21 protein-coding genes are annotated in these 24,259 nt (G+C 68.9%); 12 read left to right on the forward strand and 9 right to left on the reverse strand.

What is annotated here, in order from left to right; all coding sequences use genetic code 11:
• Position 1 precedes the first annotated feature (1 nt).
• Positions 2-1,174, reverse strand: a complete 1,173-nt coding sequence (locus tag QRN67_RS06815; protein ID WP_285411205.1) for an acyl-CoA dehydrogenase family protein — start codon at positions 1,172-1,174, stop codon at positions 2-4.
• Positions 1,175-1,366: 192 nt separating this feature from the next.
• Between QRN67_RS06815 and guaD the strand changes: the two genes are divergently transcribed.
• The 4 genes from guaD (at position 1,367) to QRN67_RS06835 (ending at position 5,980) form a co-directional block, all read left to right on the forward strand.
• A complete protein-coding gene (guaD, locus tag QRN67_RS06820) occupies positions 1,367-2,653 on the forward strand; it encodes a guanine deaminase (RefSeq protein ID WP_285411206.1) in 1,287 nt (428 codons plus the stop codon).
• A 163-nt stretch (positions 2,654-2,816) separates the two neighbouring features.
• Entirely contained in the window at positions 2,817-3,383 is a 567-nt protein-coding gene (dcd, locus tag QRN67_RS06825; RefSeq protein WP_056519644.1) for a dCTP deaminase, read from the forward strand.
• A gap of 111 nt (positions 3,384-3,494) precedes the next feature.
• Entirely contained in the window at positions 3,495-4,382 is an 888-nt protein-coding gene (ypfJ, locus tag QRN67_RS06830; RefSeq protein ID WP_081268870.1) for a KPN_02809 family neutral zinc metallopeptidase, read from the forward strand.
• A gap of 131 nt (positions 4,383-4,513) precedes the next feature.
• Positions 4,514-5,980, forward strand: coding sequence for a DEAD/DEAH box helicase (locus QRN67_RS06835; protein ID WP_081268869.1), 1,467 nt, complete (start codon positions 4,514-4,516; stop codon positions 5,978-5,980).
• 57 nt (positions 5,981-6,037) lie between these two features.
• Here the strand turns inward: QRN67_RS06835 and QRN67_RS06840 are convergent, their stop codons facing one another.
• The 5 genes from QRN67_RS06840 to QRN67_RS06860 form a co-directional block, all read right to left on the reverse strand.
• Entirely contained in the window at positions 6,038-6,262 is a 225-nt protein-coding gene (locus tag QRN67_RS06840; protein ID WP_081268868.1) for a hypothetical protein, read from the reverse strand.
• A gap of 123 nt (positions 6,263-6,385) precedes the next feature.
• Complete coding sequence (locus QRN67_RS06845; protein WP_285411207.1) at positions 6,386-8,029, reverse strand: rhodanese-related sulfurtransferase; 1,644 nt, start codon at positions 8,027-8,029, stop codon at positions 6,386-6,388.
• Entirely contained in the window at positions 8,026-8,631 is a 606-nt protein-coding gene (locus QRN67_RS06850) for a cysteine dioxygenase family protein (protein WP_285411208.1), read from the reverse strand. The genes QRN67_RS06845 and QRN67_RS06850 overlap by 4 nt, the downstream gene beginning before the upstream one ends.
• Positions 8,628-9,614 carry an ABC transporter substrate-binding protein gene (locus QRN67_RS06855; protein WP_106938221.1) on the reverse strand — a complete coding sequence of 329 codons (987 nt, stop codon included), beginning with the start codon at positions 9,612-9,614 and terminating at the stop codon, positions 8,628-8,630. Before QRN67_RS06855 ends, QRN67_RS06850 begins: the two co-directional genes overlap by 4 nt.
• On the reverse strand, positions 9,611-10,855 hold the full coding sequence (locus tag QRN67_RS06860) for an acyl-CoA dehydrogenase family protein (RefSeq protein ID WP_106938222.1): 1,245 nt from the start codon (positions 10,853-10,855) through the stop codon (positions 9,611-9,613). Before QRN67_RS06860 ends, QRN67_RS06855 begins: the two co-directional genes overlap by 4 nt.
• 109 nt (positions 10,856-10,964) lie before the next feature.
• Between QRN67_RS06860 and QRN67_RS06865 the strand changes: the two genes are divergently transcribed.
• From QRN67_RS06865 to QRN67_RS06885, 5 genes are all read left to right on the forward strand, one after another.
• Positions 10,965-11,966, forward strand: coding sequence for an ABC transporter substrate-binding protein (locus QRN67_RS06865; protein WP_081267550.1), 1,002 nt, complete (start codon positions 10,965-10,967; stop codon positions 11,964-11,966).
• A gap of 33 nt (positions 11,967-11,999) precedes the next feature.
• Positions 12,000-13,121, forward strand: coding sequence for an LLM class flavin-dependent oxidoreductase (locus QRN67_RS06870; RefSeq protein WP_285411209.1), 1,122 nt, complete (start codon positions 12,000-12,002; stop codon positions 13,119-13,121).
• A gap of 145 nt (positions 13,122-13,266) precedes the next feature.
• A complete protein-coding gene (locus QRN67_RS06875) occupies positions 13,267-14,091 on the forward strand; it encodes a class II aldolase/adducin family protein (protein WP_081267552.1) in 825 nt (274 codons plus the stop codon).
• 29 nt (positions 14,092-14,120) lie between these two features.
• Positions 14,121-15,095 carry an ABC transporter substrate-binding protein gene (locus QRN67_RS06880; protein WP_081267553.1) on the forward strand — a complete coding sequence of 325 codons (975 nt, stop codon included), beginning with the start codon at positions 14,121-14,123 and terminating at the stop codon, positions 15,093-15,095.
• 17 nt (positions 15,096-15,112) lie between these two features.
• On the forward strand, positions 15,113-16,072 hold the full coding sequence (locus tag QRN67_RS06885) for an ABC transporter substrate-binding protein (RefSeq protein WP_285411210.1): 960 nt from the start codon (positions 15,113-15,115) through the stop codon (positions 16,070-16,072).
• On the opposite strand, the gene QRN67_RS06890 is transcribed toward QRN67_RS06885, so the two are convergent.
• Positions 16,014-16,589, reverse strand: coding sequence for a glycine-rich domain-containing protein (locus QRN67_RS06890; RefSeq protein WP_234383052.1), 576 nt, complete (start codon positions 16,587-16,589; stop codon positions 16,014-16,016). The two genes, QRN67_RS06885 and QRN67_RS06890, sit on opposite strands and share 59 nt — an antisense overlap.
• Positions 16,590-16,661: 72 nt before the next feature.
• Entirely contained in the window at positions 16,662-19,982 is a 3,321-nt protein-coding gene (locus tag QRN67_RS06895) for a bifunctional diguanylate cyclase/phosphodiesterase (RefSeq protein WP_285411211.1), read from the reverse strand.
• A 260-nt stretch (positions 19,983-20,242) separates the two neighbouring features.
• Here QRN67_RS06895 and QRN67_RS06900 point away from each other — a divergent pair, with 260 nt between their 5' ends.
• Entirely contained in the window at positions 20,243-20,947 is a 705-nt protein-coding gene (locus QRN67_RS06900) for a fumarylacetoacetate hydrolase family protein (protein WP_106938224.1), read from the forward strand.
• 77 nt (positions 20,948-21,024) lie between these two features.
• A complete protein-coding gene (locus tag QRN67_RS06905; RefSeq protein ID WP_285411212.1) occupies positions 21,025-21,939 on the forward strand; it encodes a helix-turn-helix transcriptional regulator in 915 nt (304 codons plus the stop codon).
• On the opposite strand, the gene pdxR is transcribed toward QRN67_RS06905, so the two are convergent.
• Complete coding sequence (gene pdxR, locus QRN67_RS06910; protein WP_285411213.1) at positions 21,936-23,429, reverse strand: MocR-like pyridoxine biosynthesis transcription factor PdxR; 1,494 nt, start codon at positions 23,427-23,429, stop codon at positions 21,936-21,938. The genes QRN67_RS06905 and pdxR overlap by 4 nt on opposite strands.
• A 99-nt stretch (positions 23,430-23,528) precedes the next feature.
• Between pdxR and QRN67_RS06915 the strand changes: the two genes are divergently transcribed.
• Positions 23,529-24,242, forward strand: a complete 714-nt coding sequence (locus tag QRN67_RS06915; RefSeq protein ID WP_285411214.1) for a GNAT family N-acetyltransferase — start codon at positions 23,529-23,531, stop codon at positions 24,240-24,242.
• The last annotated feature ends 17 nt before the right edge of the window (positions 24,243-24,259 follow it).

Below are 24,259 nucleotides of genomic sequence, written 5' to 3' on the forward strand. Positions count from 1 at the left end.
CCTACCCCAGGATCGTCTTGGAAAGAATGTCCTTCTGGACCTCGCTCGTACCGCCGTAGATGCTGGCCGCGCGGCTGTAGAAATAGCGCATGGCCAGCGGGCCCGCCCAATGCCCGGCGCCCTCGCCGTCGTGCGGGCGGCGCTCCATGGCCGCGGGCCCCGCGATGCGTTGCAGCAGCTGGGCGATGTCCTGCTGCAGCTCGGTGCCCTTCAGCTTCAGCACGGAAGCGAAGCCGGGTACCTTCTGCGCGGTGTCGGGCGACAGCAGAAAGCGCCAGTTGGTGATTTCGAGCGCGCGGATCTCGGCGTCGAGCATGGCGATTTCGCTGCGCAGCCTGGGGCTGTCGAGCAGCGGCTTGCCGGCCTGGGTGCGCTTGCCCGTGAGTTCGCGGGCATAGTCCAGCCGCTCCCTGCACAGACCCACGTTGGCGATGCCCGTGCGCTCGTTCATCAGCAGGTATTTGGCGCAGTCCCAGCCGCGGCCTTCCTCGCCGACCAGGTTGTCGAGCGGCACGCGAACCTCGTCGAAGAAGACCTCGTTCAGGTGATGCTGGCCGTCAATCGACGTGATCGGTCGAATGGTGATTCCCGGCGTGCGCAGGTCGATCAGCAGGAACGAGATGCCGTGCTGCTTCCTGCCCTCGCTGTCCGTGCGCACCAGCGCGAACACCCAGTCGGCCAGGTGCGCCGTGGTGGTCCAGATCTTCTGGCCGTTGACGACGTACTCGTTGCTTTCGCGCCTGGCGGAGGTGCGCAGCGAGGCCAGGTCGGAGCCCGAGCCCGGTTCGGAGAAGCCCTGGCAGAACCAGATGTCGAGGTTCGCGAGCTTCGGCATGAAGAAGCGCTTCTGCGCCTCGGTGCCGAACTTCAGCAGCACCGGCCCAAGCATGCCGACATTGAACACCTGCGGCAATGGCGCGGGTGCGCGAAACAGCTCGTCGAGCAGGATCAGCCGCTCGGCCTGGCCGAGCTCGGCGCCGCCGAACTCGCGCGGCCAATGCGGCGCCGCCCAGCCTTTCTCGTTGAGGATGCGCTGCCAGGTCACGGTGTCCTGCTTGCGCGGCGGATGGCCCAGGCGCAGGCGCTCGCGAATGTCTGCGGGAAGCCGGTCTTTCACGAACTGGCGTACTTCGTTGCGGAACGCGGCTTGGTCGGGGGTGAGGTCTAGATCCATCGAGCGGGTGGCTGTGCCTGAGAGTTGCCTCGAAGGATCATAGCCGATGAATCGTCATTGGATCAACCATTTGAGGACGTGGTGACGGATGGGCGCCGCATTCGGCAATGCCGGGAGTGCGTTCGGCATATAGCACTCATATGCGCATGGAAATTGCGGTTGTCCGGCGCTGCATTACCCTCCGCAACCACGATGAAAAAAGCCTACCGCGCCTCCCTCCTGCGATTCGATGCCCACGGCCAGCCTGTTTTCGATGAAGACGGCCTGCTGGTGGTCGCCCCCGACAGCACCGGCCGCCAGCGCGTGCTCGATGCGGGCAGCCATGCCGCCGTCGCGCCGCGCCACCCGGACGCCCACACGACCCACCTGCCCGGGCGCATCCTCGCGCCGGGCTTCGTGGACATGCACATCCACTTCCCGCAGACGGACATCATCGGCTCGCCCTCGCCGGGGCTGCTGCCCTGGCTCGAGAACTACACCTTCCCCGAGGAAGGCCGGTTCGCCGACCCCGCGCACTCGAACGAAGTGGCCGACGTGTTCTTCGACGAGCTGCTGCGCAACGGCGTCACCACCTCGCTGACCTTCGCGACCTCGCACGTGGCCTCGGTGGATGCCTTCTTCGAGGGCGCCCGGCGCCGCGGCCTGCGCATGATCACGGGCAAGGTGCTGCAGGACCGCAACTCGCCCGACGGCGTGCGAGACCAGACCGAGCAGAGCCTGATCGACAGCGAGGCGCTGATCCGCAAGTGGCACAACACCGACCGGCTGGGCTATGCCATCACGCCGCGTTTCGCGCCCGCGAGCACCGATGCGCAGATGCGCGGCGCGGGCGAACTGGCGGCCAGGTACGCCGACACATGGATCCAGTCGCACGTGGCGGAGAACCGCGACGAAGTGAGCTGGGTGCGCGAGCTCTACCCGAAGGCGCGCTCCTACCTCGACGTGTACGCCGGCTTCGGCCTGATGCGCGAGCGTGCGGTGTACGCGCACTGCATCTACCTCGACGACACCGACCGCGCCCTGCTGCGCGACACGAAGACGGCCGCCGCGGTGAGCCCGACCAGCAACCTGTTCCTGGGCAGCGGCTTCTTCGACTTCGGCGCGGCCGACCGCGTGGGCTACCCCTACGGACTGGCCAGCGACGTGGGCGGCGGCACCAGCTTCAGCCCGTTCCACACCATGATGGCCGCCTACTACGTGGGCCGCGAGGGCCAGACCAAGACCGGCCTGAGCATCGCGCCATCGGAGCTCTGGTGGCGCCACACCGGCGGCGCCGCGCGCGCTCTGGGGCTCGACGGCGTCATCGGCAACCTGCAGCCCGGCTGCGAAGCCGACTTCCTGGTGCTCGACCCGGCGGCCACGCCGCTGCTGGCGCGCAAGACGAAACGCGCCGACACCTTGGAGGAAATGCTCTTCGCGATGATCGTGCTCGGCGACGACCGGGTGGTCGAGCGCACGGTGATCTCGCAGGCTGGCTGAGGCTCGAGAGGGCGAGCCCACCCATGCCACAATCGCCGACCCAGCGAGCGCGGCGCAACCTCTTCCAGGAACACCGCGGAACCGGCTTTGCCGGGCCGCTGGTGTTGCCCCTTGAGGGGTTGGCGTAGCGACACGAAGTGCGCGAAGACTGGGGTGTTTTTCAATGTCTATCAAGAGCGACAAATGGATCCGGCGCATGGCCGAGAACGAAGGAATGATCGAGCCCTTCGAACCGGGCCAGGTGCGCGAGTCCTCTGGCCACAAGATCATCAGCTACGGCACCTCGAGCTACGGCTACGACATCCGGTGCGCGCCCGAGTTCAAGGTCTTCACCAACATCCACAGCACCGTGGTCGACCCCAAGAATTTCGACGAGAAGAGCTTCGTCGACATGCATGGCGACTACTGCATCATCCCGCCCAACAGCTTCGCGCTGGCGCGCACCGTCGAGTACTTCCGTATCCCGCGCAACGTGCTCACCATCTGCCTGGGCAAGAGCACCTACGCGCGCTGCGGCATCATCGTCAACGTCACGCCCTTCGAGCCCGAATGGGAAGGCTACGTGACGCTCGAATTCAGCAACACCACGCCGCTGCCCGCGAAGATCTACGCAGGCGAAGGCTGCGCGCAGGTGCTGTTCTTCGAGAGCGACGAGGTCTGCGAGACCAGCTACAAGGACCGGGGCGGCAAGTACCAGGGCCAGCGCGGCGTGACTCTGCCGAAAACCTGACCCGCCGCCGCGCCTTTCGCTGACGGCCGGTTACCCCGGTGGCCGCCGGGCCAAGTACCATCCTCCGGTCACCGGCGACAACTCCTGCAAAAGGCCGGTAAGGAGCGTGCGATGAGATGGGAAGGCAACGAACAATCGGACAACGTCGAGGACCGCCGCGGTGAAGGCGGCGGTGGTGGCGGCGGCTTCATCGGCGGGCGCAGCATCGGCATCGGCACCGTCGCGGTCGCGCTGATCGCCGGCTGGGTCTTCGGCATCAACCCGCTCACCGTGCTGAGCCTGCTCAGCGGCGGTGGAGGGCCTGCGCAGGTGCAGCAGCAGCCCCAGCAGGGGCCGGCACCAAAGCCGCCGGCGAACGACCGCGAAGCGGCCTTCGTCTCGACCGTGCTGCGCAACACCGAGGTGGTCTGGACCGACATCTTCAAGCAGAACGGCGGCACGTACCACGCGCCACGCCTCGTGCTGTTCCGCAATGCCACGCCCACGGCCTGCGGCACGGGCCAGTCGGCCATGGGGCCGTTCTACTGCCCCGGCGACCAGAAGGTCTACATCGACCTCGGTTTCTACGACACCCTGAAGAACCAGCTCGGCGCACCGGGCGAGTTTGCGCAGGCCTACGTCATCGCGCACGAGGTCGGCCACCACGTGCAGGACGAACTCGGCATCACCGCCAAGGTCGACGGCATGCGCAATCGCCTGAGCCAGACCCAGAACAACGCCATGAGCGTGCGCGTGGAGCTGCAGGCCGACTGCTTCGCGGGCGTGTGGGCCCACCATTCGCAGGAGTCGAAGAAGTGGCTCGACCCGGGCGACATCGAGTCCGCCATGAACGCCGCACAGAAGATCGGCGACGACGCCTTGCAGCGCTCCGCGGGCCGTGCGGTGGTGCCCGACAGCTTCACCCACGGCACCAGCGCACAGCGCCAAAGATGGTTCGGCGCGGGCTACCAGAGCGGCGACATCAAGGCCTGCGACACCTTCAACGCGCGCAGCCTTTGAGATCGATGGGCCCGCAGGGCCCGTGCCTGCTGTCTTGCATGCTATGAAATAAATAGCAATTCCGCCGGCACGGACGTTGTCACGGCGCGGTCACTGCTGTTTTTTGCGGCAGTGCGACAATAGAGGGCTCAATGACAAGTTCCTTCTCCAATCTATCGCTGGCGGAACCGCTGGCGCGCGCCGTGGCCGAAATGGGCTACGAGACCATGACACCGATCCAGGAGCAGGCCATTCCGGTCGTGCTTTCCGGGCAGGATGTGATGGGCGCCGCCCAGACCGGCACCGGCAAGACCGCGGCGTTCTCGCTGCCGTTGCTGCAGCGCATGCTCAAGCATGAAAACGCCTCGACCTCGCCCGCGCGGCATCCGGTCCGGGCCCTGGTGCTGCTGCCCACGCGCGAACTGGCCGACCAGGTCGCGCAGCAGGTCAAGCTGTACGCCAAGTACACCAACCTGCGCAGCACGGTCGTATTCGGCGGCATCGACATGAAGCCGCAGACGCTGGAGCTGAAGAAGGGCGTCGAAGTCCTGGTGGCCACGCCGGGCCGGCTGCTCGATCACATCGAAGCCAAGAACGCGGTGCTCAACCAGGTCGAATACGTGGTCCTCGACGAAGCCGACCGCATGCTCGACATCGGCTTCCTGCCCGACCTGCAGCGCATCCTGAGCTACCTGCCCAAGCAGCGCACCACGCTGCTGTTCTCGGCCACGTTCTCCCCCGAAATCAAGCGGCTGGCCGGCAGCTACCTGCAGAACCCGGTCACCATCGAGGTGGCGCGCCCCAACGAGACAGCTTCCACCGTCGAGCAGCACTTCTACAGCGTGAGCGACGACGACAAGCGCCGCGCGCTCAAGCAGATCGTGCGCCAGCGCGGCATCACGCAGGCCTTCGTGTTCGTCAACAGCAAGCTCGGTTGCGCGCGCCTCGCACGCTCGCTGGAGCGCGACGGTCTGCGCACCACTGCGCTGCACGGCGACAAGAGCCAGGACGAACGCCTGAAGGCGCTGGCCTCGTTCAAGGCCGGCGAGGTCGACCTGCTGGTGTGCACCGACGTCGCGGCCCGCGGCCTCGACATCAAGGACGTGCCCGCCGTCTTCAACTTCGACATCCCGTTCAACGCCGAAGACTACGTGCACCGCATCGGCCGCACGGGCCGCGCCGGCGCCTCGGGGCTGGCCGTGAGCTTTGCCAGCGGCGGCAACGACGTGCGCCTGGTGGCCGACATCGAGAAGCTGATCAAGAAGAAGATCGATCTCGAGCCCGTCGAGTTCGAGGAAGACCGCCCGCGCGGCCGCATCAACGACGGACGCCGCCACTGGCGCGAGGAAGGCGAAGCGGGCGACGCACGCGACGTGCTCGACCAGCCGCGCGAACGCGCCAGCCTGGGCGGCGATGCTCGCCGCGGCGGCGGACGCCCGCACCGTGCGCCCGCGGCGCCGCGTGACCCGTTCTTCGACAAGCCCTACGAGCCGGGCGAACCCGACGCGACGCCGGCCTGGGAAGCCGCCGCCAAGGCCACTCCCGCGCGCGGCATCTCGAGCAACATCAAGAGCAAGCGCAAGGTTGCTGCGCTGTTCAAGAGCGCCGAGCCGAGCTGACCGGGCGGCTTCCACGTAAAAAAAGCGGCGCTCTCGAGCGCCGCTTTGCATTTCGGCTCAACGCCAGCCGCGGTGCCAGCCGTACTGCGGGTGGTGCCAGCCCCAGCCGTAGCGCGGGTGATAGGCCCAGACAAAGCCGACGCCCGGCGAGACATATGTCGGCGCCACGTAGGCCACGCCCGGAGGCGCCGAGTAGACGGGGGCGGCCGGGGCGACCACGCAGCCGGTCAGGACTGCTGCGGCCAGCGTGGCGGCGGACAGGGCAAGGATCGGGACTCTCATGGCGAAGCTCCTTTGATGAGTTGTTGTGCGCTATGCACAACCAACGCTTCGGCCTTTTGCCGGATGACGGCCCTGGCCGCCTTTACCCGGCCTACACAGTGTCACCGCCGTGTTGTGATCCTTTCAAAACGCTTGCACTTCGAGCACGCTGAAATGATGGGTTCCATCGCGTTCCAGCTGCGCCACCAGGCCGTACTCCCAATCGAGATAGGCCTGCATCGCCTCCGCGGGCGCATCGGTGCCTTCGTAGGGCCGGCGGTAGCGGTCGGTGCGCGGTGTCGCAAGGCGCGTCTCGCCGCTCTCGGCTTCGAGGCCCGCGGCAAACCAGGCGGCGTTGCCGCCCGCCAGCACCAGCACTTCGACATCGGCCTTGCCCCGGGCATCGAGCAGCGCACGCACGTCGGCCGCCGCATAGCGCGCGAGCAGGCTGCTGCCGCAGGTCAGCACGTAGCGGCGCGACGCGGGAATGACCGCGTCCAGCGCATGCGCCAGCTGCGCACGAATCGCATACCACGCGCCCGGGATGTGGCGCCGGACGTAGTTGGCGCTCGTGGTCACGTCGATCACCGCGGTGCCGGACGACGGCTGCCCAAGCAGCGCGCAGAGTTCGCCAGGCGTGATCTCCGCCACCACGGCCGCGACGGGCGGGTAGGCGGGCGCGGGGGGCTCCTTCTCGCTGAACGCCGCGGCCTCGGGCACGGCGTGCGGCACATAGGCCTCCCATCCCATCTGTGCGAGCCAGGAGGCGCTCATCGATGCGCGCACTCCGTCGTCGTCCACCAGCACGATGCGCGCGCCGCGTACCGGCACCTGGTGATCGGTCTCCTGCACCAGCTGGCCGCCGGGCGCGTTCGCAAAGCCCGGCAGATGGCCCGCGGCGTATTCCTCGGGCGTGCGCACGTCGAAGCGATACACGGTGCGTCCTGGCGCCTCCAGTGTCTGCAGCGCGGCCAGGTCGATGCGCCGCACGCCGGCCGCATCGGCCACGCGGTGCGCATCGGCCTGCGCCTGTGCGCGATGCGCGTCGGACACCGCGGCGGGCGCCTGCCGGCCGGCGCCGTGGTCCAGCACCTGGCCCGCCAGCTTCCAGCCGATCGTGCCGTTGCGCAGGGCCGCCACCGGGTTCGGAATGCCGGCGTTCACCAGCGACTGCGTGCCGATGATGCTGCGCGTGCGGCCCGCGCAATTCACGATCACCCGCGTGGCCGGGTCGGGCGCCAGCTCGCGCACCCGCAGCACGAGTTCCGCCCCGGGCACGCTCGTGGCAGACGGAATGCTCATCGTCTGGTATTCGTCGAAGCGGCGCGCGTCGAGCACCACCACGTCGGCCCGGGCATCGATCAACGCCTTCACCTCGGGTGCCGACAGGGACGGCGTGTGCCGCTCGTGCTCGACCAGTTCGCCGAAGGACTTGCTCGGCACGTTCACGTCGCGGAACAATTCGCCACCCGCCTTGCGCCAGCCCTCGAGGCCGCCGTCGAGCAGGTGGACGTTGGTGTAGCCCAGCGCGGCGAATGCCTTGGCGGCCAGCGGCGCGAGGTCGCTGCCGCCGTGTTCGCCGTACAGCACGATCAGCGTGTCGCGCCGCGGAATGCGCCGCCATGCCTCGATCTCGATGCGCGAGAGCGGCAGGTTCGCGGCCCACAGCGGGTGTTCCTGCGCGAACGGGTCTTCCTCGCGCACGTCGAGCAGCGCGGTTTCTTCGCGGGACAGCAGGCGCTCGCGCACGGCGGCGAAGGACAGGAGGGGAAAGGAAGCAGTCGTCATGCGGCGGTCGGCGAAGATCTGAGTTCGGCGCTGCGGTCCCACAGGTTGGGCAGCAGCGTGTTGGAGTATCCGGAGACGAAGGGCTTGCGTCCGCCCTCCGGCGGGTAAGTATGACGCCGCACGGCGCCGATGTTCGCGCCGTAGACGTGGATGCTGATCGACACCCGGTCCATATGCGCGTTGTGCACGCGGTGCAGGTCGCCGACGGTGGGCGACACCGCTTCCACGTCGCCGGCATCGAGCCGCACCGCCTCGCCCTTCGGCTGTGCACGGCCTTGCGCATCGAGCGCATGGCCCTGGCTGTACTCGGCACCGCGCAGCATGCCGATCAGTCCCCACACCGTGTGGTCGTGCACCGGCGTGGCCTGCCCCGGCCCCCACACGAAGCTCACGACCGAGAAGCGCTCGGTGCTGTCCGCATGCAGCAGGAACTGCTGGTAGCGCGTCGGGTCGGGTTTCGCGAAGGCCTCGGGCAGCCAGTCGTCGCGCGCCACCAGCGTGCGCAACAGCGCGCCGCCCTCCGAAAGAATGCGGGGCTCGTCGGGTGCGCCGTCGAGCAGCCGGCCGAAGGCGCCGACAAATTCGCGAAGCGGCGCGATCATGCGGCGCGCTTCCAGAGCTGCGTGTCGGTGATCGCGCGCACGTCCACCCGCACCGGCAGGATGCCGTCGCGCGCCGAGCGGTCGGCCACGACCTGCAGCGCGGCGATGTCCGCCTCGCTCACCGGCCGCCCCGCCACCGACGCCCGCGCGGTGATGATGCGGGAAGCCTCGATCGGCAGCCGCGTGAGCTGGCTGTATGCCTGTGCATAGGCCTCGGGGTTGGCCAGCGCCCAGTCGCCCGCGCGGCCGAGCCGGTCGAGGAACTGCACGATGGCCGCGCGCCGGGCCGGGTCGGCCAGCGAATGTTCGCTCGCGGTGATGAAGCCCAGCGCGGTGTTGATGCCGCGCCCGTCGCGCAGGATGCGCCCGCCCTGCTGCACCGCGATGGTGTAGTACGGATCGAAGATGGCCCAGGCGTCGATCTGCCTCGATGCGAAGGCGGCGGCGGCATCGGTCGGCAGCACGAACTTCACCGTCACCTCGTCGCGCTTCACGCCGGCCTCCTCGAGCGCGCCGTACAACTGGTACTGCGAGATGCTGCCGCGCGCCGACGACACGATCACCGTCTTGCCGCGCAGGTCTGCCACGCTGCGCAGCGGCGAATCGTGCTGCACCACGATGCCCAGCGAATCGGCCTTGCCGACGCGGGTGGCGACGATCTTCAGCGGCGTCTTGCCGACGGCGGCGGCCAGCACCGGCAGGTCGCCGGCCATGGCCGTGTCGACCGCCGCGCCGCGCTGCGCCTCGAACAGCGGCGCGGCGCCCTGGAAGTTGGCCCAGCGATAGGCGAACGGCGCGCCTTCGAGCGCGCGCGAGGCCTCGAACAGCGAGCGCAGGCCGCCGGCCTGGTCGCCCAGCACCAGCGTGGCCTGCGGCGGCGTTTGCGCAAATGCACGCAGCGAACCGGTGGCGGCCAGCGACAGCGCGGCGCCTTGCTTGAGCCAGCCGCGGCGCGAGGCGCTGGAGAAGAGCAGGGACGTCATGCGGCGTCTCCCGAAGGCAGCAGTGCGCGCTTGCCCGCTGCAATCAGGATCGCGTCGTTCTGCGGCGTATGGATGCGGCTGCACAGCACGTCGCGGTAGTGCCGCTCCAGCGGGTTGTGCCTTGTCAGGCCGTGGTTGCCGCTGAGCTGCAGCGCGAGTTCGACCGCACGCACCGCATTGCCCGTCACCGTGTATTTCAGCAGGCCGCTGTCGGCCGCGGGTTGCGCCTGGCCGTCGTCGACGGCGGCGGTGGCGTCGTCGAGCAGCACGCGGTTGGTTCGCAGCAGCGCTTCGATCTCGCCCACGTGCTCCTGCACGCGCGGCAGGCTCGCCAGCGGCGCGCCGAGACTGCCGGGCGCGCGCTCGTTCAGGAAGCCGACCAGCCAGTCGCGCGCGGCCGTGGCCACGCCGTCGTAGAGGGTGCCGAGCAGCACGGTCATCCAGGCCTGCTGCGTGGCGTGGGCGTCGATGTCGGTCTGGCTGCCGGCATCGGGCGCCCAGTCGGACGGCGCGCGCAGGTCGACCGCGTGGTCCGCGCCGACGGCGACGTTCTCGAACACCACCTCGTGGCTGCCCGAGGCCCGCAGGCCCAGGTGGTCCCAGCTGGCGATCACCCGCACGCCGGGGGCCTGGCGCGGCACCAGGAACACGCCGGTGCGCGGGGCGGGCTCGTCGGTGCGGGCCCACACCGCGAGCCACGAGAGGCCCTCGATGCCGGTGGTGTAGAGCTTGTGGCCGTCGATCTTCCAGCCGTCGGCATCGCGCCGCGCCACAGTGGCCGGCAGGCCGCCACGCGCGGGGGAGCCCAGCGCGGGCTCCACGCGCAGCGCGTTGATCAGCGCGCCGTGCTCCACCGCGTCGCGCGCCACGCGTTCGCGCAGGTGCGGCGGCCAGCGGCTGTCGCCGCGCGTCAGCGCGTGGTGCTGCAGATAGGTCATGGTGAGGATCAGCGCGGTGGCCGGCTCGCCGCGCGACACGGCCGCGATCACGCGCCGGGCCGTGGCCAGCGTGGCGCCGCCGCCACCGTAGGCGGCGGGCGCCACCAGGCCGATCAGGCCGTGCGCCTGCAGCGCGTCGAAGTTCTCGCGCGGGAAAGCGCCGCTGTGGTCGTGATCGGCCGCGGTGGCGGCGAATCGGGCCGACAGCTGCGCCAGCAGCGCGGGCGCGGCCAGGCCGCCCGGGGGCGTGGATGGATGTTCCCCGGCCGTGGCCGAGGGGCGTCGCAAAGGGAGTGCACTCATGGTTGCGCACGGTAGCCGGCCGGCCGGCGCCGTAAAACGATGCATCCCGCATATGCAAACTCGTTTTTCTGTGTTTGCATCCGTGCCGCCTCTGGGTACGGTCCGGTGCATGAAACCAGATCTCTCGTTGGAACGGCGCCGCCTGCTGCAGGCAGCCGCCGCATGGGGCGCGGCGGCTTCGGCCGGCTGGGCCCGGGCCGCCGCGCCGTCGGCCGACCTGTCGGGCGTCACGCTGCGCGTGGGCACGTACAAGGGGCTCTGGCGGCCGCTGCTGGCGGCATCCGGCCAGGCCAACACGCCCTACAGGATCGACTGGCGCGAGCTCAACAACGGCGTGCTGCACATCGAGGCCATCAACGGCGACGCGCTCGACCTGGGCTCGGGCAGCGAGATCCCGCCGGTGTTCGCGGCGCGGCAGAAGTCCAGCGTGCGGCTGGTGGCCGTGACGCACGAAGACCTGAACAACCAGGCCACGCTGGCGCGCAAGGACGCGCCGATCCGCACCATCGCAGATTTCAAGGGCAAGCGCGTGGGCTATGTGCGCGCCACCACCTCGCACTACTACCTGGCCAAGCAGTTGGCCGAGGCGGGCCTGTCGTTCAGCGACATCCAGGCCGTGAGCCTCACGCCGTCGGACGGCCTCTCGGCCTTCGCGCGGGGCGATCTGGATGCCTGGGCCATCTACGGCTACAACGGCCAGCTTGCGCGCACGCAGTACGGCGCGCGCACCATCAAGACCGGCGTGGGCTACCTGTCGGGCAACTTTCCCATCTACGCCAACCCGCGCGCGCTGGACGACGCACCGCGCCGTGCCGCGCTGGCCGACCTGCTGCAGCGCCTGCAGCGCGCCTTCGCGTGGAGCAACGGCAACTTCCTGGCGTACGCCCGCGCGCAGTCGGCCGAGACGCGCGTGCCGGTGGGCGACATCGTCGAGCTCTTCAACGGCCGCAGCGGCGACTACAGCCTGGGCCCCGTCAGCGACGCCGTGGTGCGCAGCCACCAGGACGTGGCCGACACCTTCCTGAAGATCGGCGTGCTCGACGGCCCGGCCGACGTGAAGCCCTTGTGGGACCGCAGCTTCGAGAACCTGCTGCGCCTGCCCGCCGCCTGATTTCCCTCTCCCAACCCAGACAAGGACAACGACATGAGCCAGCCACAGCAAGACGGTGCCGTCGAATTCATCGGCATGATCCAGGGCCAGAAGGTCTCTGAAATCCACGCGGCAAAGGGCCCGGCGCTCGACCGCGACTACGTGCGCGCCTTCGCGCAGGCGCACGAGACCGCCGGCTTCGACCGCGTGCTGGTGCCGCATCACTCGACCAGCCCCGACGCCACGCTCACGGTGGCGCATGCCGCATCGGTGACCGAGCGCATCCACTTCATGCTCGCGCATCGCCCCGGCTTCGTCGCGCCCACGCTGGCGGCGCGGCAGTTCGCCTCGCTCGACCAGTTCAGCGGCGGCCGGCTCGGCGTGCACTACATCTCCGGCGGCTCCGACGAGGAACAGCGCCGGGACGGCGACTGGCTCGACCACGACCAGCGCTATGCCCGCACCGACGAATACCTCGAAGTGCTGCACAAGGTGTGGACGGCCGAGAAGCCCTTCGACCACGAAGGCGCGCACTACCGCTTCCAGAACGCGTTCTCCGCAGTCAAGCCGCTGCAGACGCGCAACGGCAAGCCGCACGTGCCGGTGTATTTCGGCGGGGCCTCGGAGGCCGCGATTCCGGTGGCGGGCAAGTACGCCGACGTGTATGCGCTGTGGGGCGAGTCGCTCGACCAGGCGCGCGAGCTGACCACGCGCGTGCGCGCCGAAGCGGCGAAGCACGGTCGCAGCGTGCGTTTCTCGGTGTCGTTCCGCCCGATCCTGGCGCAGACCGAAGAGGCTGCATGGGCCCGCGCGGAGAACATCCTGGCCGAGACCAGGCGCCTGCGCGTGGTGCAGGGCTACAACCGCGGCGGCCCGCAGCAAAGCGAAGGCGCCAGGCGCCTGCTGGCCGCGGCCGAGAAGGGTTCCCGGCTCGACAAGCGCCTGTGGACGGCCGTGGCGCAGGAGATCGGCGGGCGCTCGAACAGCACCGCGCTGGTCGGCACGCCCGAGCAGGTGGCCGATGCGCTGCTCGACTACTACGACCTGGGCGTGACGACCTTCCTGATCCGCGGCTTCGATCCGCTCGAGGATGCGCTGGACTACGGGCGCGAGCTGATCCCGCGCACGCGCGAACTAGTGGCGCAGCGCGCCGCGTCCATCCGCAAAGCCGCCTGATCTGACTTTCTCCCTCCCCCTCTGGGGGAGGGCAAGGGTGGGGGCAGGCGGCGTCGAACGCCGTCATGGCGTTGAAGCTGTCGAGCCCCCATCCCAACCTTCCCCCAGAGGGGGAAGGAGCCAGAACCGAACACCTAGGAAACCCATGAGCGCCGTTCTTTCCATCGACCGCAATGCCCCCCAGCCGCTGAAGCTCAACCCGAACCCGCAGCAGAAGTACTGGTTCGACCCCGTGCCCCCGCGTCCCACCGTGCAGGCCGAGCGCCGCCATCGGCAGGAGCGCCTGGCCGGTGCCTTCCGCCTGTTCGCGCGCTTCGGCTTCGCGCAGGGGCTGGCCGGCCACATCACCGCGCGCGACCCCGAGTTGACCGACCACTTCTGGGTCAACCCGCTGGGCATCCATTTCTCGCGCATCCGGGTGTCCGACCTGCTGCTCGTCAATTCGAAGGGCGAGACCGTCATCGGCGATCGCCCGCTCAACAAGGCTGCCTTCGCCATCCATGCGGCCATTCACGAGCACAACCCGAAGATCATCGCCGCGGCCCACACCCACTCGACCTACGGCAAGGCCTGGTCCACGCTGGGCCGCAAGCTCGACACCCTCACGCAGGACAGCTGCGTGTTCCACGACGACGTGGCGCTGTTCGACGACTTCACCGGCATGGTGGTCGACACCAGCGAGGGCGAGCGCATCGCGCATGCGCTGGGCGACCGGAAGGGCGCGATCCTCAAGAACCACGGCATCCTGACGGCCGGCCCCACGGTGGAGGCCGCCGCGTGGTGGTACATCGCGCTGGACAACGCCTGCCACACGCAACTGCTGGCCGAGGCCGCCGGCAAGCCGCAGCCCATCGACGAGGCGACCGCGCGCCACACGCACAGCCAGATCGGCGGCCCCGAAGGCGCGATCCACTCCTTCGACAGCCTCTACGAAGGCCTGGTCGAGGCCGAGCCGGAGCTGCTGCTGTGAAGACGAACGCCACCCTTTCCCGCCGCGGCATGCTGCGCGCCGGCGGTGCGGCCGCGGTGGTCGCATCGGGCGGCCTGATCGCCTCGCAGGCCTTCTCGCAGTCGTCGCGCAAGCTGACCTTCGCATGGAACGCTGCCGCTTTCTGCCTGTCGCCCGTGGTCGTGGCGCAGGAGCGCGGCTACTTCGAGCGCAACGGCCTGCAGGTCGAGCTCATCAACTACACGGGCTCCACCGACCAGTTGCTGGAGTCGCTGGCCACCGCCAAGGCCGACGCGGCCGTGGGCATGATCCACCGCTGGCTCAAGCCGCTCGAGGCGGGCTTCGACGTGAAGATCGTCGGCAGCTCCCACGGCGGCTGCGTGCGGCTGGTGGGCGCGAAGAGCGCGGGCGTCACCAACCTTGCGAGCCTCAAGGGCAAGGTCATCGGCGTGTCCGACATCGCGAGCCCGGGCAAGAACTTCTTCTCGATCCTGCTCACCAAGAACGGCATCGATGCCGACAAGGACGTCACCTGGCGCCAGTACCCGGCCGACCTGCTCGATGTGGCGGTGAAGAAGGGCGAGATCCAGGCCATTGCCGACGGCGACCCCAACATCTACCTGATCGAGAAGCGCAACCAGGGCGCCTACGTCGAGGTGGCGAGCAATCTTTCGGGCGAGTACAAGGACAAGGTGTGCTGCATCGTCGGCGCGCGCGGCGAGCTCGTGCGCAAGGACAAGGCGACCGTCGCCTCGCTGGTGCGCGCCATCGCCCAGGCTTCCGACTACGTGGCCGAGAACCCGAACGAGTCGGCCAGGCTCTTCGCCAAGTACTCGCCCAACGTGGCGGTGGAAGACCTGCGTGCGCTGCTGGGCACGCTCACGCACCAGCACCATCCGCTGGGCCGCAAGCTGCGCGACGAGGTCGAGTTCTACGCGCGCGATTTCCGCGGCGTGGGTGTGCTCAAGAAGAGCACGGACCCGGTGCGCTTTGCCGACCATGTTTCCTTCGATCCGCTCGCATGAGCAACCACAGCACGTTCATGACTCTCCATAGTTCACGCCGCCGGTTTCTCGTCCAGGGCGCATCGGTGGCCGCCGCCGTCGCCGCTGTGCCCGCCCTGGTTCACGCACAGGGCCGGCCGGTGCTCAAGGCCGGCGACCAGAAGGGCGGCCTGCGCGCGTTGCTCGAAGCGGCGGGCGGGCTGGAAGGGCTGGGCTACGACATCCAGTGGTCGGAGTTCCCGGCGGCCGCGCCGCTGGCCGAGGCGCTCAATGCGGCCGCGGTCGATTCGGGCCCCATCGGCGACGCACCGCTGATCTTCGCGCTGGCAGCCGGCACGCGCGTGAAGGCCATCGGTGCGAACCGCTCCGACTCCTACGGCACGGCGGTGCTGGTGCGCCCCGATTCGCCGCTGAAGACCGCCGCCGACCTCAAGGGCAGGAGCGTCGCGACCAACCGCGGCTCCATCGGCCACTACGTCACGCTCAAGGCCATCACTTCGGCCGGGCTGAAGCCCGAGGACGTGAACATCCGTTTCCTCGCGCCCGCCGACGCGAAGCTTGCGCTGACGCAGGGCTCGGTCGATGCCTGGGCCACCTGGGAGCCGTACACGGCGCTGGCCGAGGTCAGCAACCATGCGCGGGTGCTCGTCAGCGGGCGCGGGCTGCTGCCGGGCCTGAGCTACCTTGCGGCCACCGACGGCGCCATCGCCGCCAAGCGCCCGGTGCTGCAGGACTTCCTGCAGCGCGTGGTGAAGGCACAGCTCTGGTCGTACCGCAACGTCGACGCCTACTCGGCCGCGCTGGCGCGGATCATCGGCATTCCGCCCGAGGCGGCGAAGCTGCAGTTCGAACGCCGCCAGCAGAAGTGGGTGGCCATCGACGCGCAGGTCATTGCGGACCAGCAGGGGACGGCGGACTTCTACCGGCGGGTCGGCCTCATCAAGCAGCCGCTTGATGTGAAGGGGACGTTCGATACAGGCTTCGGGGTGGCTGGCTAGCTTGCTGCCCCGCGTCGAGCGAGCACCAAGCGGGCCCCGTCTTGTCCGCTTCGAGCGAACACCATGCCGCCGCTGGCTTGCCCGCCTCCAGGGAGCACCACGCGGCCGCGTTCGTGGCCGCCGGCTCGCCGAATTCCTCGACGCACAGGCGCTGCATCTCCTGGTAGGCCGCCTGCAGGGCCTTGGCGTCTTCCTCTCCGCGCAGGCCAAGGTACGGGAAGTGGTGCAGGAAGTAGCCGAAGGTGGCCTCGCAGTCGGCCGCGTACTTTCTCGTGTCGAGAATGTGCATGTGCCAGAACCGGTCCACGTCCTGCTCCGGCGCGAGCGTCAGTTCGGGGTGCCTGGCGTGCAGCATCAGGTAGCGCTTGTAGGCCACCTCCATCCGGTCCGCGTAAGCCGCCGGCCAGCCGTAGCCGTCTTCCTTGCGGCAGGCCTTGAACTTGATCAGCGTGAGGTCGAGCGCCTCAATCGCGGCGATCGTCTGCGCCAGGGTCCTGGCTTGGGTGGAATGAGGCATGAATGCTCCTGTTGAGTGACTGGAAGGTCCGGGCGAACGTGCCCGGGGACGATTGCTCCGAAGATCCGGCCGTCAGGCCGCCACCGACGGAACAAACTGGTTGCGCAGGTGACGCGCCATGAAATCGCGCACCTCGTCGCAGGTCACGGGCTTGCACAGCCAGTAGCCCTGGGCCTCGTCGCATTCGTGGCTGCGCAGGTAGTCGAGCTGGGCCATGGTCTCGATGCCCTCGGCCACCACCTTCATCCGCAAGCCGTGGGCCAGGGTGATGATGCCGTCGATGAGCGCTCGCGCGTCGGCGTCGCGCGTCAGGTCGTTGATGAAGGAGCGATCGATCTTCACCGTCGACAGCGGGAAATGCTTCAGGTAGGAAAGCGAGGAGTAGCCCGTTCCGAAATCGTCGATGGCCAGGCCGATGCCCATGTCCCGGATGGTGCGCAGCAGCTTCGTCGCATGGTCGGGGTTCGCCATCACCGCGCCTTCGGTGATCTCCAGCTCCAGCAGCGCTGGCTCCAGGCCCGAGGCTTCCAGGGCGGCCCGTATGTCGGCGATGAGCGTGCGGCTTTCGAATTGGCGCGGCGAAAGATTGACGCTCACGAGCACCGCAGGCAAGCCGAATTGCTGCCACGAACGCGAATCGGCGCATGCCTGCTCCAGCGCCCACTTCCCCATGGACACGATCAGGCCGGTCTCTTCGGCGATCGGGATGAACTGTGTCGGCGAAATCGTGCCCAGAAGCGGGTGGTGCCAGCGCATCAGGGCCTCGACACCGGAGATGTGCTGGCTCTGCAGGTTCATCTTCGGCTGGTAGTACATCTCCAGCTCGCCACGCTCCTGGGCATGGCGCAGCGCGCTTTCGAGCATCAGCTGTTCGGTGCTCCGTGCATTCATCTTCGCCGCGTAGAACCGGTAGGTGTTGCGGCCCTTTTCCTTGGCGCGGTACATCGCGGTGTCGGCGTTTTTCAGCAGCGCCTCGGCGTCGTTGCCGTTCTCCGGATAGAGACTCACACCGACGCTGGCACTGACGTGCAGTTCGCGTCCCTCGATGACGAACGGCGCTGCGCAGCAGGCCAGTACTTTCTCGGCAAGCACCTCGGCATCCTTCGTGGCGGACAGGTTCTCCAGCAGCAGCACGAATTCGTCGCCGCCAAAACGCGCCACGACGTCGGTGTCGCGCAGCAGCGCCGTCAGGCGCTCGCCGCAGATCCTGATCATCTGGTCGCCCACGCCGTGGCCCAGCGTGTCGTTGATGTGCTTGAAGCGATCCAGATCGACGAACATCACCGCGAACGGCTTCTGCTGGCGGTTGCTGCGCCTGATGGCGTGGGCGAGCTCGTGCTGCAGCGCGGCGCGATTGAGCAGCCCGGTCAGCTCGTCGTGGCTGGCGATGAAGCGAAGGCTCCGCTCGGCCAGCTTGCGCTGCTTGTACTGGGCGATCTGCAAGGTGATCACGCGCAGGGATTCCAGCGTCTCGGCGTCGGCCACCTGCGGATTGGAGCCGAAGAGCTCCAGCGCCGCGGTCGTGTCGGCGGTGGTGATCGGCACGATGAGGCCGGCGGCCAGTCCGGCCTGGCGGGCCATTGCATCGCGCGCGAAATGGCCCGGAGCCGCCAGCGTGTCGATGCGCACGACGCCGCCGATTCCCCATGCGCGACCCAGCGAACCTTCGCTTGGCCGGTAGGTGAGCGTGCGGCTGGCGTCGACGAATTGCCGCAGCGCCGGGTCGTCGCCGGCGTGCCAGGCTGCCGCACAGCGAGCTTGGCCGTCTTCGCCGACGCTCCACAACGCGCCGCAGTCCCAGCGCAGGTCGGTGCATACCGCCTCCAGCGCCAGCGCGATCACCGTCTCGGTCCTGCCGTCGCCGGCGAGCAGCCGTGCGATCCTGTATTCGAGCTTCTGGCGCAATGCGTCCTTGCGCAGCCGCGTGGCGTCGCGCACGGTGCCGCGCACCCATCGCCTGCCTTCATCTTCGGCCGACTGGGCGATGACATGGAGCCAGCGTTCGGTGCCGTCGGGCAGGCACAGGCGGTGCTCGAATTCGCTGCGTTCCGTGGACTGGGAGGCCCAGGCGATCCGCTGTTCCACCTCGGGGCGTTCCGTGGCTGGAACGCGCGAGAGCAGCGCTTGAAGGTCCGGCTGCGAGGCTTCGGTCTCGAAGCCCAGGATGCGCCGGGCTTCTTCGGAGCACTGCAGGGCTCCGGTCTCGGGATCGAGGATCCAGCTTCCCAAGCTTGCTAGGTGCTGGGCTTCCTCCAGCTGCCGCTCGCTCCTGCGAAGGTGGTGGGTCATCTCGTTCGCCAGGACCTGGGCCCGGCTGCGCGAGGCGGTCAGCGAGAGGACGATGCCGGCAAGCAGCATGCTGGTGGCCAGGCCGCCGAGGACGATGAGCCACGGAATGGCCTTGTCGAGCGGGCCGAAGACCTGGGTCTCGTCCTGCTCGACTTCCACCAGCCAGGAGCGGCCGCCCAGCTCGAAGCCGAGCATCCGCTCGAGGCCGCGCTCCGCAGCGGCGGCGGGCTTCGCCGAGGCCGCGCTGTCGAACAGCAGTTGCCGCTCGCCGAACGAGGTCGGCGTCACGAACCGGGTCTCGACGCGCGTTCCGATCGCACCCCGGCCCGGCCCGGCATCGATCAGGCGCAGCCGGGGCGCCGTGGCGGGGTCGGCCCCGGCCACGTCGCCCAGCATTCCCGCGACGCTGAAACCCGCGCCGACCGAACCGGCATAGGCACTGCGCCGCTGCTCGAGCGTGTCGAGCGGTCGGCCTGCGCGATAGACCGGCAGCCGCATCGCCAGTCCGATGTCGGACTCGCGGCCCGGGATGCGCACCTTGCGGCCCGACATGACGAGCCCGCCGGTGTCGCGCCCCTGCTCGAGTGCGTCTCCCCTGTCGGGCATCGCACCCAGGTCGTTGCCGAGCAGCTTCTCGTTGCCGGCCTGCGGCTCGATGTAGATCAGCGGGTAGTAGGTGGCGCGCTCTCCGGGCGGCTTGATGGCGAAGCCGGCGGCCACGCCGGTGTCCAGACTCGCATCGCCGCGGACCTGTTTCTCGAAGGACTGCCTTTCGCCGGCCGCGACCAGCGGCGCGTAGTTGACAGCCTGGAAGCCGGGGTAGGCGCGCGCCAGGTTCAACCCCGCGACGTAGTCCCTGAAGTCGCTCCGGGTCACGGGATCGGAGGTATTGAACCGCGCGCGCAGGCCGATCAGGACGGCGATGTAGTCATCGAAGCGGGCTTCGACCTTGCGTGCCAGATCGAGGGCGGCGGCATCGAAGTGCGCCTGCGCGCTGCGCGCGATTTCCTGGCGGGCGGACACGCCGAGGGCGATCGAGAGCGCCGTGCCGACCACGAAGATCGATACCGGCAAACGGATCCTGACCCACACGGACAATGACATCGGACTTGATCCTGTCGTTGACACAGGCCGCTCAGCTCCGCGTGCAGCAGCGTGCATCGTTGGCGCAATGTATCTGGCTGGCGCAAGAGCGTCACGCTATTTGTCTCGGCGCAAGCCGGGCCGTGCACCGGCGGCATATTTGAATGCTTAAGAATTAATTGTGTTGCGCAGACTTGCGTCGAGCGACGAAACGTAGCCAAGTCCAAGACTCGCGTAGATGCGTCCCCCGGAGGCGCGCTGCCGCTGGATAGAGTCGTTGCATGACTTCCGCCACCGACACCCTCTACGCCATCGCCCCCGCGCCCGTCCACTCGCTGCCCATCCAGGGCGAGCGCGCGCGCTTCCCGGTCAACCGCATCTTCTGCGTGGGCCGCAACTACTCCGAACATGCCCGCGAGATGGGCCACAACCCCGACCGCGAGCCGCCGTTCTTCTTCATGAAGCCGGCCAGCGCCATCGTCGCGGACGGCGGCGAGTTCGCCTACCCCACGCTGTCGAAGGACGTGCACCACGAGATCGAACTGGTGGTCGCGCTCAAGACCGGTGGATCGGACATCGCCGCTTCGGACGCGCTCGCCCACGTGTACGGCTATGCCGTCGGCCTCGACATGACCCGCCGCGACCTGCAGTCCGAGGCCAAGAAAATGGGCCGCCCGTGGGACACCGGCAAGGCCTTCGACGGCTCCGCGCCCTGCGGCGAACTGGTGCCCGTGGCCCGGGCCGGCCATCCCGCGGCGGGCGAGATCCGCCTCGAAGTGAACGGCGCCCAGCGCCAGGTCGGCGACCTGGGCGACATGATCTGGAACGTGCCCGACACCATCGCCTACCTGTCGACCCTGTTCACCCTGCAGCCCGGCGACCTGATCTTCACCGGCACGCCCGCCGGCGTGGCGGCCGTGCAGCGCGGCGACCGCATGCGCGGCACCGTGGCGGGCGTCGGCGCGCTGGAGGTCGTGGTCGTCTGAGCCTGAAGGCGGCCCGCGCGCCGGGCTGGAAGTTGGCGTACCCTCGCGGCCAGAAGCCTGCCGCCACGCCAGCCCCGATGCGCCCCTCTCATCCCACGTCCGTACGCACCTACGGCATGCACGAGCGTGCCGACCACCTCGACTTCGACATCCGCTTCCAGGGCGCGCGCAACGAACTCACGCTGCCGCACCGGCATGCGTACTTCCAGATCCAGATCGGCATCGAAGGGCATTCGCAGCAGGCCATCGGCGGCGAGGTGCGCCCCTTCGGACCGCGCCACCTGAGCTTCGTGCTGCCGTACCGCGTGCACGTGATTCCGCATCCGCCCGAGGCGCTGTACTGCATCGTCAACTTCGACCAGCGCTTCCTGTGGCCCGAGCTCGACGTCGATGCGCTCGACCTTGACGACGTGCCGCTCTCGCGCTACCCCGACCTCGCGCCGTTCCTGTTCCAGGAGTACGTCGACTTCGCCTTCGACGAGGCCGACTTCGCACGCATCCGCGGCTGGCTCGACGAGCTGCATGCGCTGAACGCGGGCCGCAGTTTCGGCGCCAAGATCGCCATGCGCGGCATCGTGCAGCAGATCATCGCGCTGGCCTGCATGCGGCAGGAGCAGGCGCTGATGCGGCTCTCGCTGCAACATGACGGCAAGACCTCGCAGCACGACGCATTGCAGCGCGTGGTGCGCTACGTGCGCGACAACCTCGACAAGCCTCTCTCGCTCACCGATGCGGCCGCTGCGGCATTCCTGTCGCCCAACTACCTGGCCAACCTGCTGCGCAAGGAGACCGACCGCACCTTCACCGACCTGGTGACCGAGCGGCGCATCGAGCGCGCGAAGGAACTGCTGTCGTCCACCTCGCTGCTGGTGCGGGAGATCGCGCACCAGTGCGGCTTCGCGGACGAGGCGTACTTCAACCGGCGCTTCCGGCAGTGGGTGGGCGTCACGCCGCGCAGTTTCCGGCGCGAGCATGTGGTGAACGCGCGCTAGCTGGCTTTCTGGCCGGCGACATCCGCCGCCCGCGCCAGCATCGACAACCGCTTGACCAGCGGTTCGAACAATTCCGCCGGCGTATTGCCATACCCCAGCACCAGCCCGTTGTCCGAAGGCTGCGGCTGCATGGCAAAGGCCGACAGCGGGGAGGGCGCGATGCGGTGCCGCAGCGCCTCGGCGGCGATCCTGCGGTCTTCGAAGCGTGCTGGCAGCCGCACCGTGAGATGCAGGCCGCAGTAGCCGCCCTCGATCTCGTGGGGCACCTGCAGGTGCCTTTGCAGCGCGAGTCGCAGCGCATGCTGCCTGTCGCGGTACAGCCGGCGCATGCGGCCAAGGTGCCGGCTGAACTGTCCGCTCTCGATGAAGTCGGCCATGGCCAGCTGCTCGTGGCGATGGCCGCCGCGCAGCATTTCTTCCATGGACGCCTGCACGGCCGGCATCAGTTGTGTCGGCACGACCAGGAAGCCGAGCCGCAGCGACGGGAACATGGTCTTGCTGAAGGTGCCGACGTAGAGCACGGGCGCCTCTTCCACCAGCCCCTGCATCGCGCCGATCGGCTCGCCGGTGTGGCGGAACTCGCTGTCGTAGTCGTCCTCGATGATCCAGGCGCCGTGCGCGCGTGCCTGCGCAATCAGCGCGAGCCGGCGCGAGATACCGAGCACCGCGCCGCCGGGATACTGGTGCGAAGGCGTGGTGTAGATCAGCCGTGGCGGGTGTCTCACCCAGTCGCGCTCGCTCACGCACAGGCCCTCGGAATCGACCCGCAGCGGCACGATGCGCATGTCGCCCGCGTGCATGGCGGCTTTCACGCCGCGGTAGCCGGGGTCTTCGACCCAGCCGGTCTCGCCGGGGTTCGACAGCAGCCGCACGCACAGCGAGATGGCCTCCTGCGCGCCTTCGCAGATGACCACCTGGTGCGGCTCGCAGCGCACGCCGCGCGCGATCGACAGGTGCCGCGCGATGGCCGCGCGCAGCGGCGGCTCGCCCAGCGGGTCCCCATAGCCCAGGGCCGCGGGGCCGGCGGCGCGGATCGCGCGGTCGAGCGCGCGCCGCCATGCAGCCGCCGGAAAGTGCGACAGCGCGGGCACGCCCGGCCGCAGCGCCATGTCGGCGTCGGCGCGCGAGACGGCAGGCTTGATCTTCGAGAGGCGCAACGCGGTTCCCGGCACGGCGCCTGCCTTGCCGGCGCGCCTGGGCGGCAGGGCAGGCGAGGAGAGCTCGATCACGCGCGTGCCCTGGCGGTCGGGCTGCACATAGCCTTCGGCGGCAAGGTGCTCGTAGGTCGCGGTAACGGTGTTGCGCGAAATCGCGAGGGACTCGGCCAGGGCGCGCGAGCCGGGCAGCCGGCTGCCGGGTGCGAGGCTGCCGTCGAGGATGGCGCGCTTGAGCCGGTCGTACAGCTGGCGCTGCATCGAACCCGCCTCGCGGCCCTTGGCGAGCGGGGTGTCCAGCAGGGCAGCAGGTGAGAGAGAAGGCCGTGGCACCATGAAATGATAAGAACGTGGAGCTTTTTCTGGAGCCAGCATGCGGGTACTTTACATAACCCGACTCGGTGGTCGTTCCTGTTTTTTTCCGAAAGACGCCTCATGCTTGCCCGCCACAACGACTTCGGCCAGTCCATCGGCCCCGAACTGCCCGGCTGGACGCCACGTCCCCTGCCGCCGCGCCGCGCCCTCGAGGGCCGCTTCTGCACGCTCGAGCCGCTCGATGCCGCCAGGCATGCCGACGACCTGCACGCGGCCTACGCGCTGGCGCCCGACGGCCGCGACTGGACCTACCTGGGCATCGAGCGCCCCGCCGACGTCGGCACCACCCGGGCCTACGTCGAGCGCATTGCCAGCAGCACCGACCCGATGCATTTCGCCGTGATCGACAGGCAAAGCGGCCGTGCCGTCGGTTCGCTGGCGCTGATGCGCATCGACCCCGCCAATGGCGCCATCGAGGTCGGCACGGTCAACTTCTCGCCGTTGCTCAAGAAGACGCCGATGGCCACCGAGGCCCAGTACCTGCTGATGAAGCTCGTCTTCGATGAACTCGGCTATCGGCGCCACGAATGGAAGTGCGACGACTTCAACGAACCCTCGAAGCGCGCGGCCTTGCGGCTGGGCTTCCAGTACGAAGGCCGTTTCCGCCAGGCGGTGGTCTACAAGGGCCGCGGCCGCGACACGGCCTGGTTCTCGATGATCGACAGCGAATGGCCGGCGCTGCGCACCGCGTTCGAGCGCTGGCTTGCGCCCGGGAACTTCGACGCGCAGGGACGCCAGCGCATGTCGCTCGACAGGTTCCGGCTGCCTTCCTGAGGTTCAGGACGCGCAGG

The sequence above is a fragment of the Variovorax sp. efr-133-TYG-130 genome (assembly GCF_030208835.1).
Lineage (GTDB): Bacteria > Pseudomonadota > Gammaproteobacteria > Burkholderiales > Burkholderiaceae_C > Variovorax.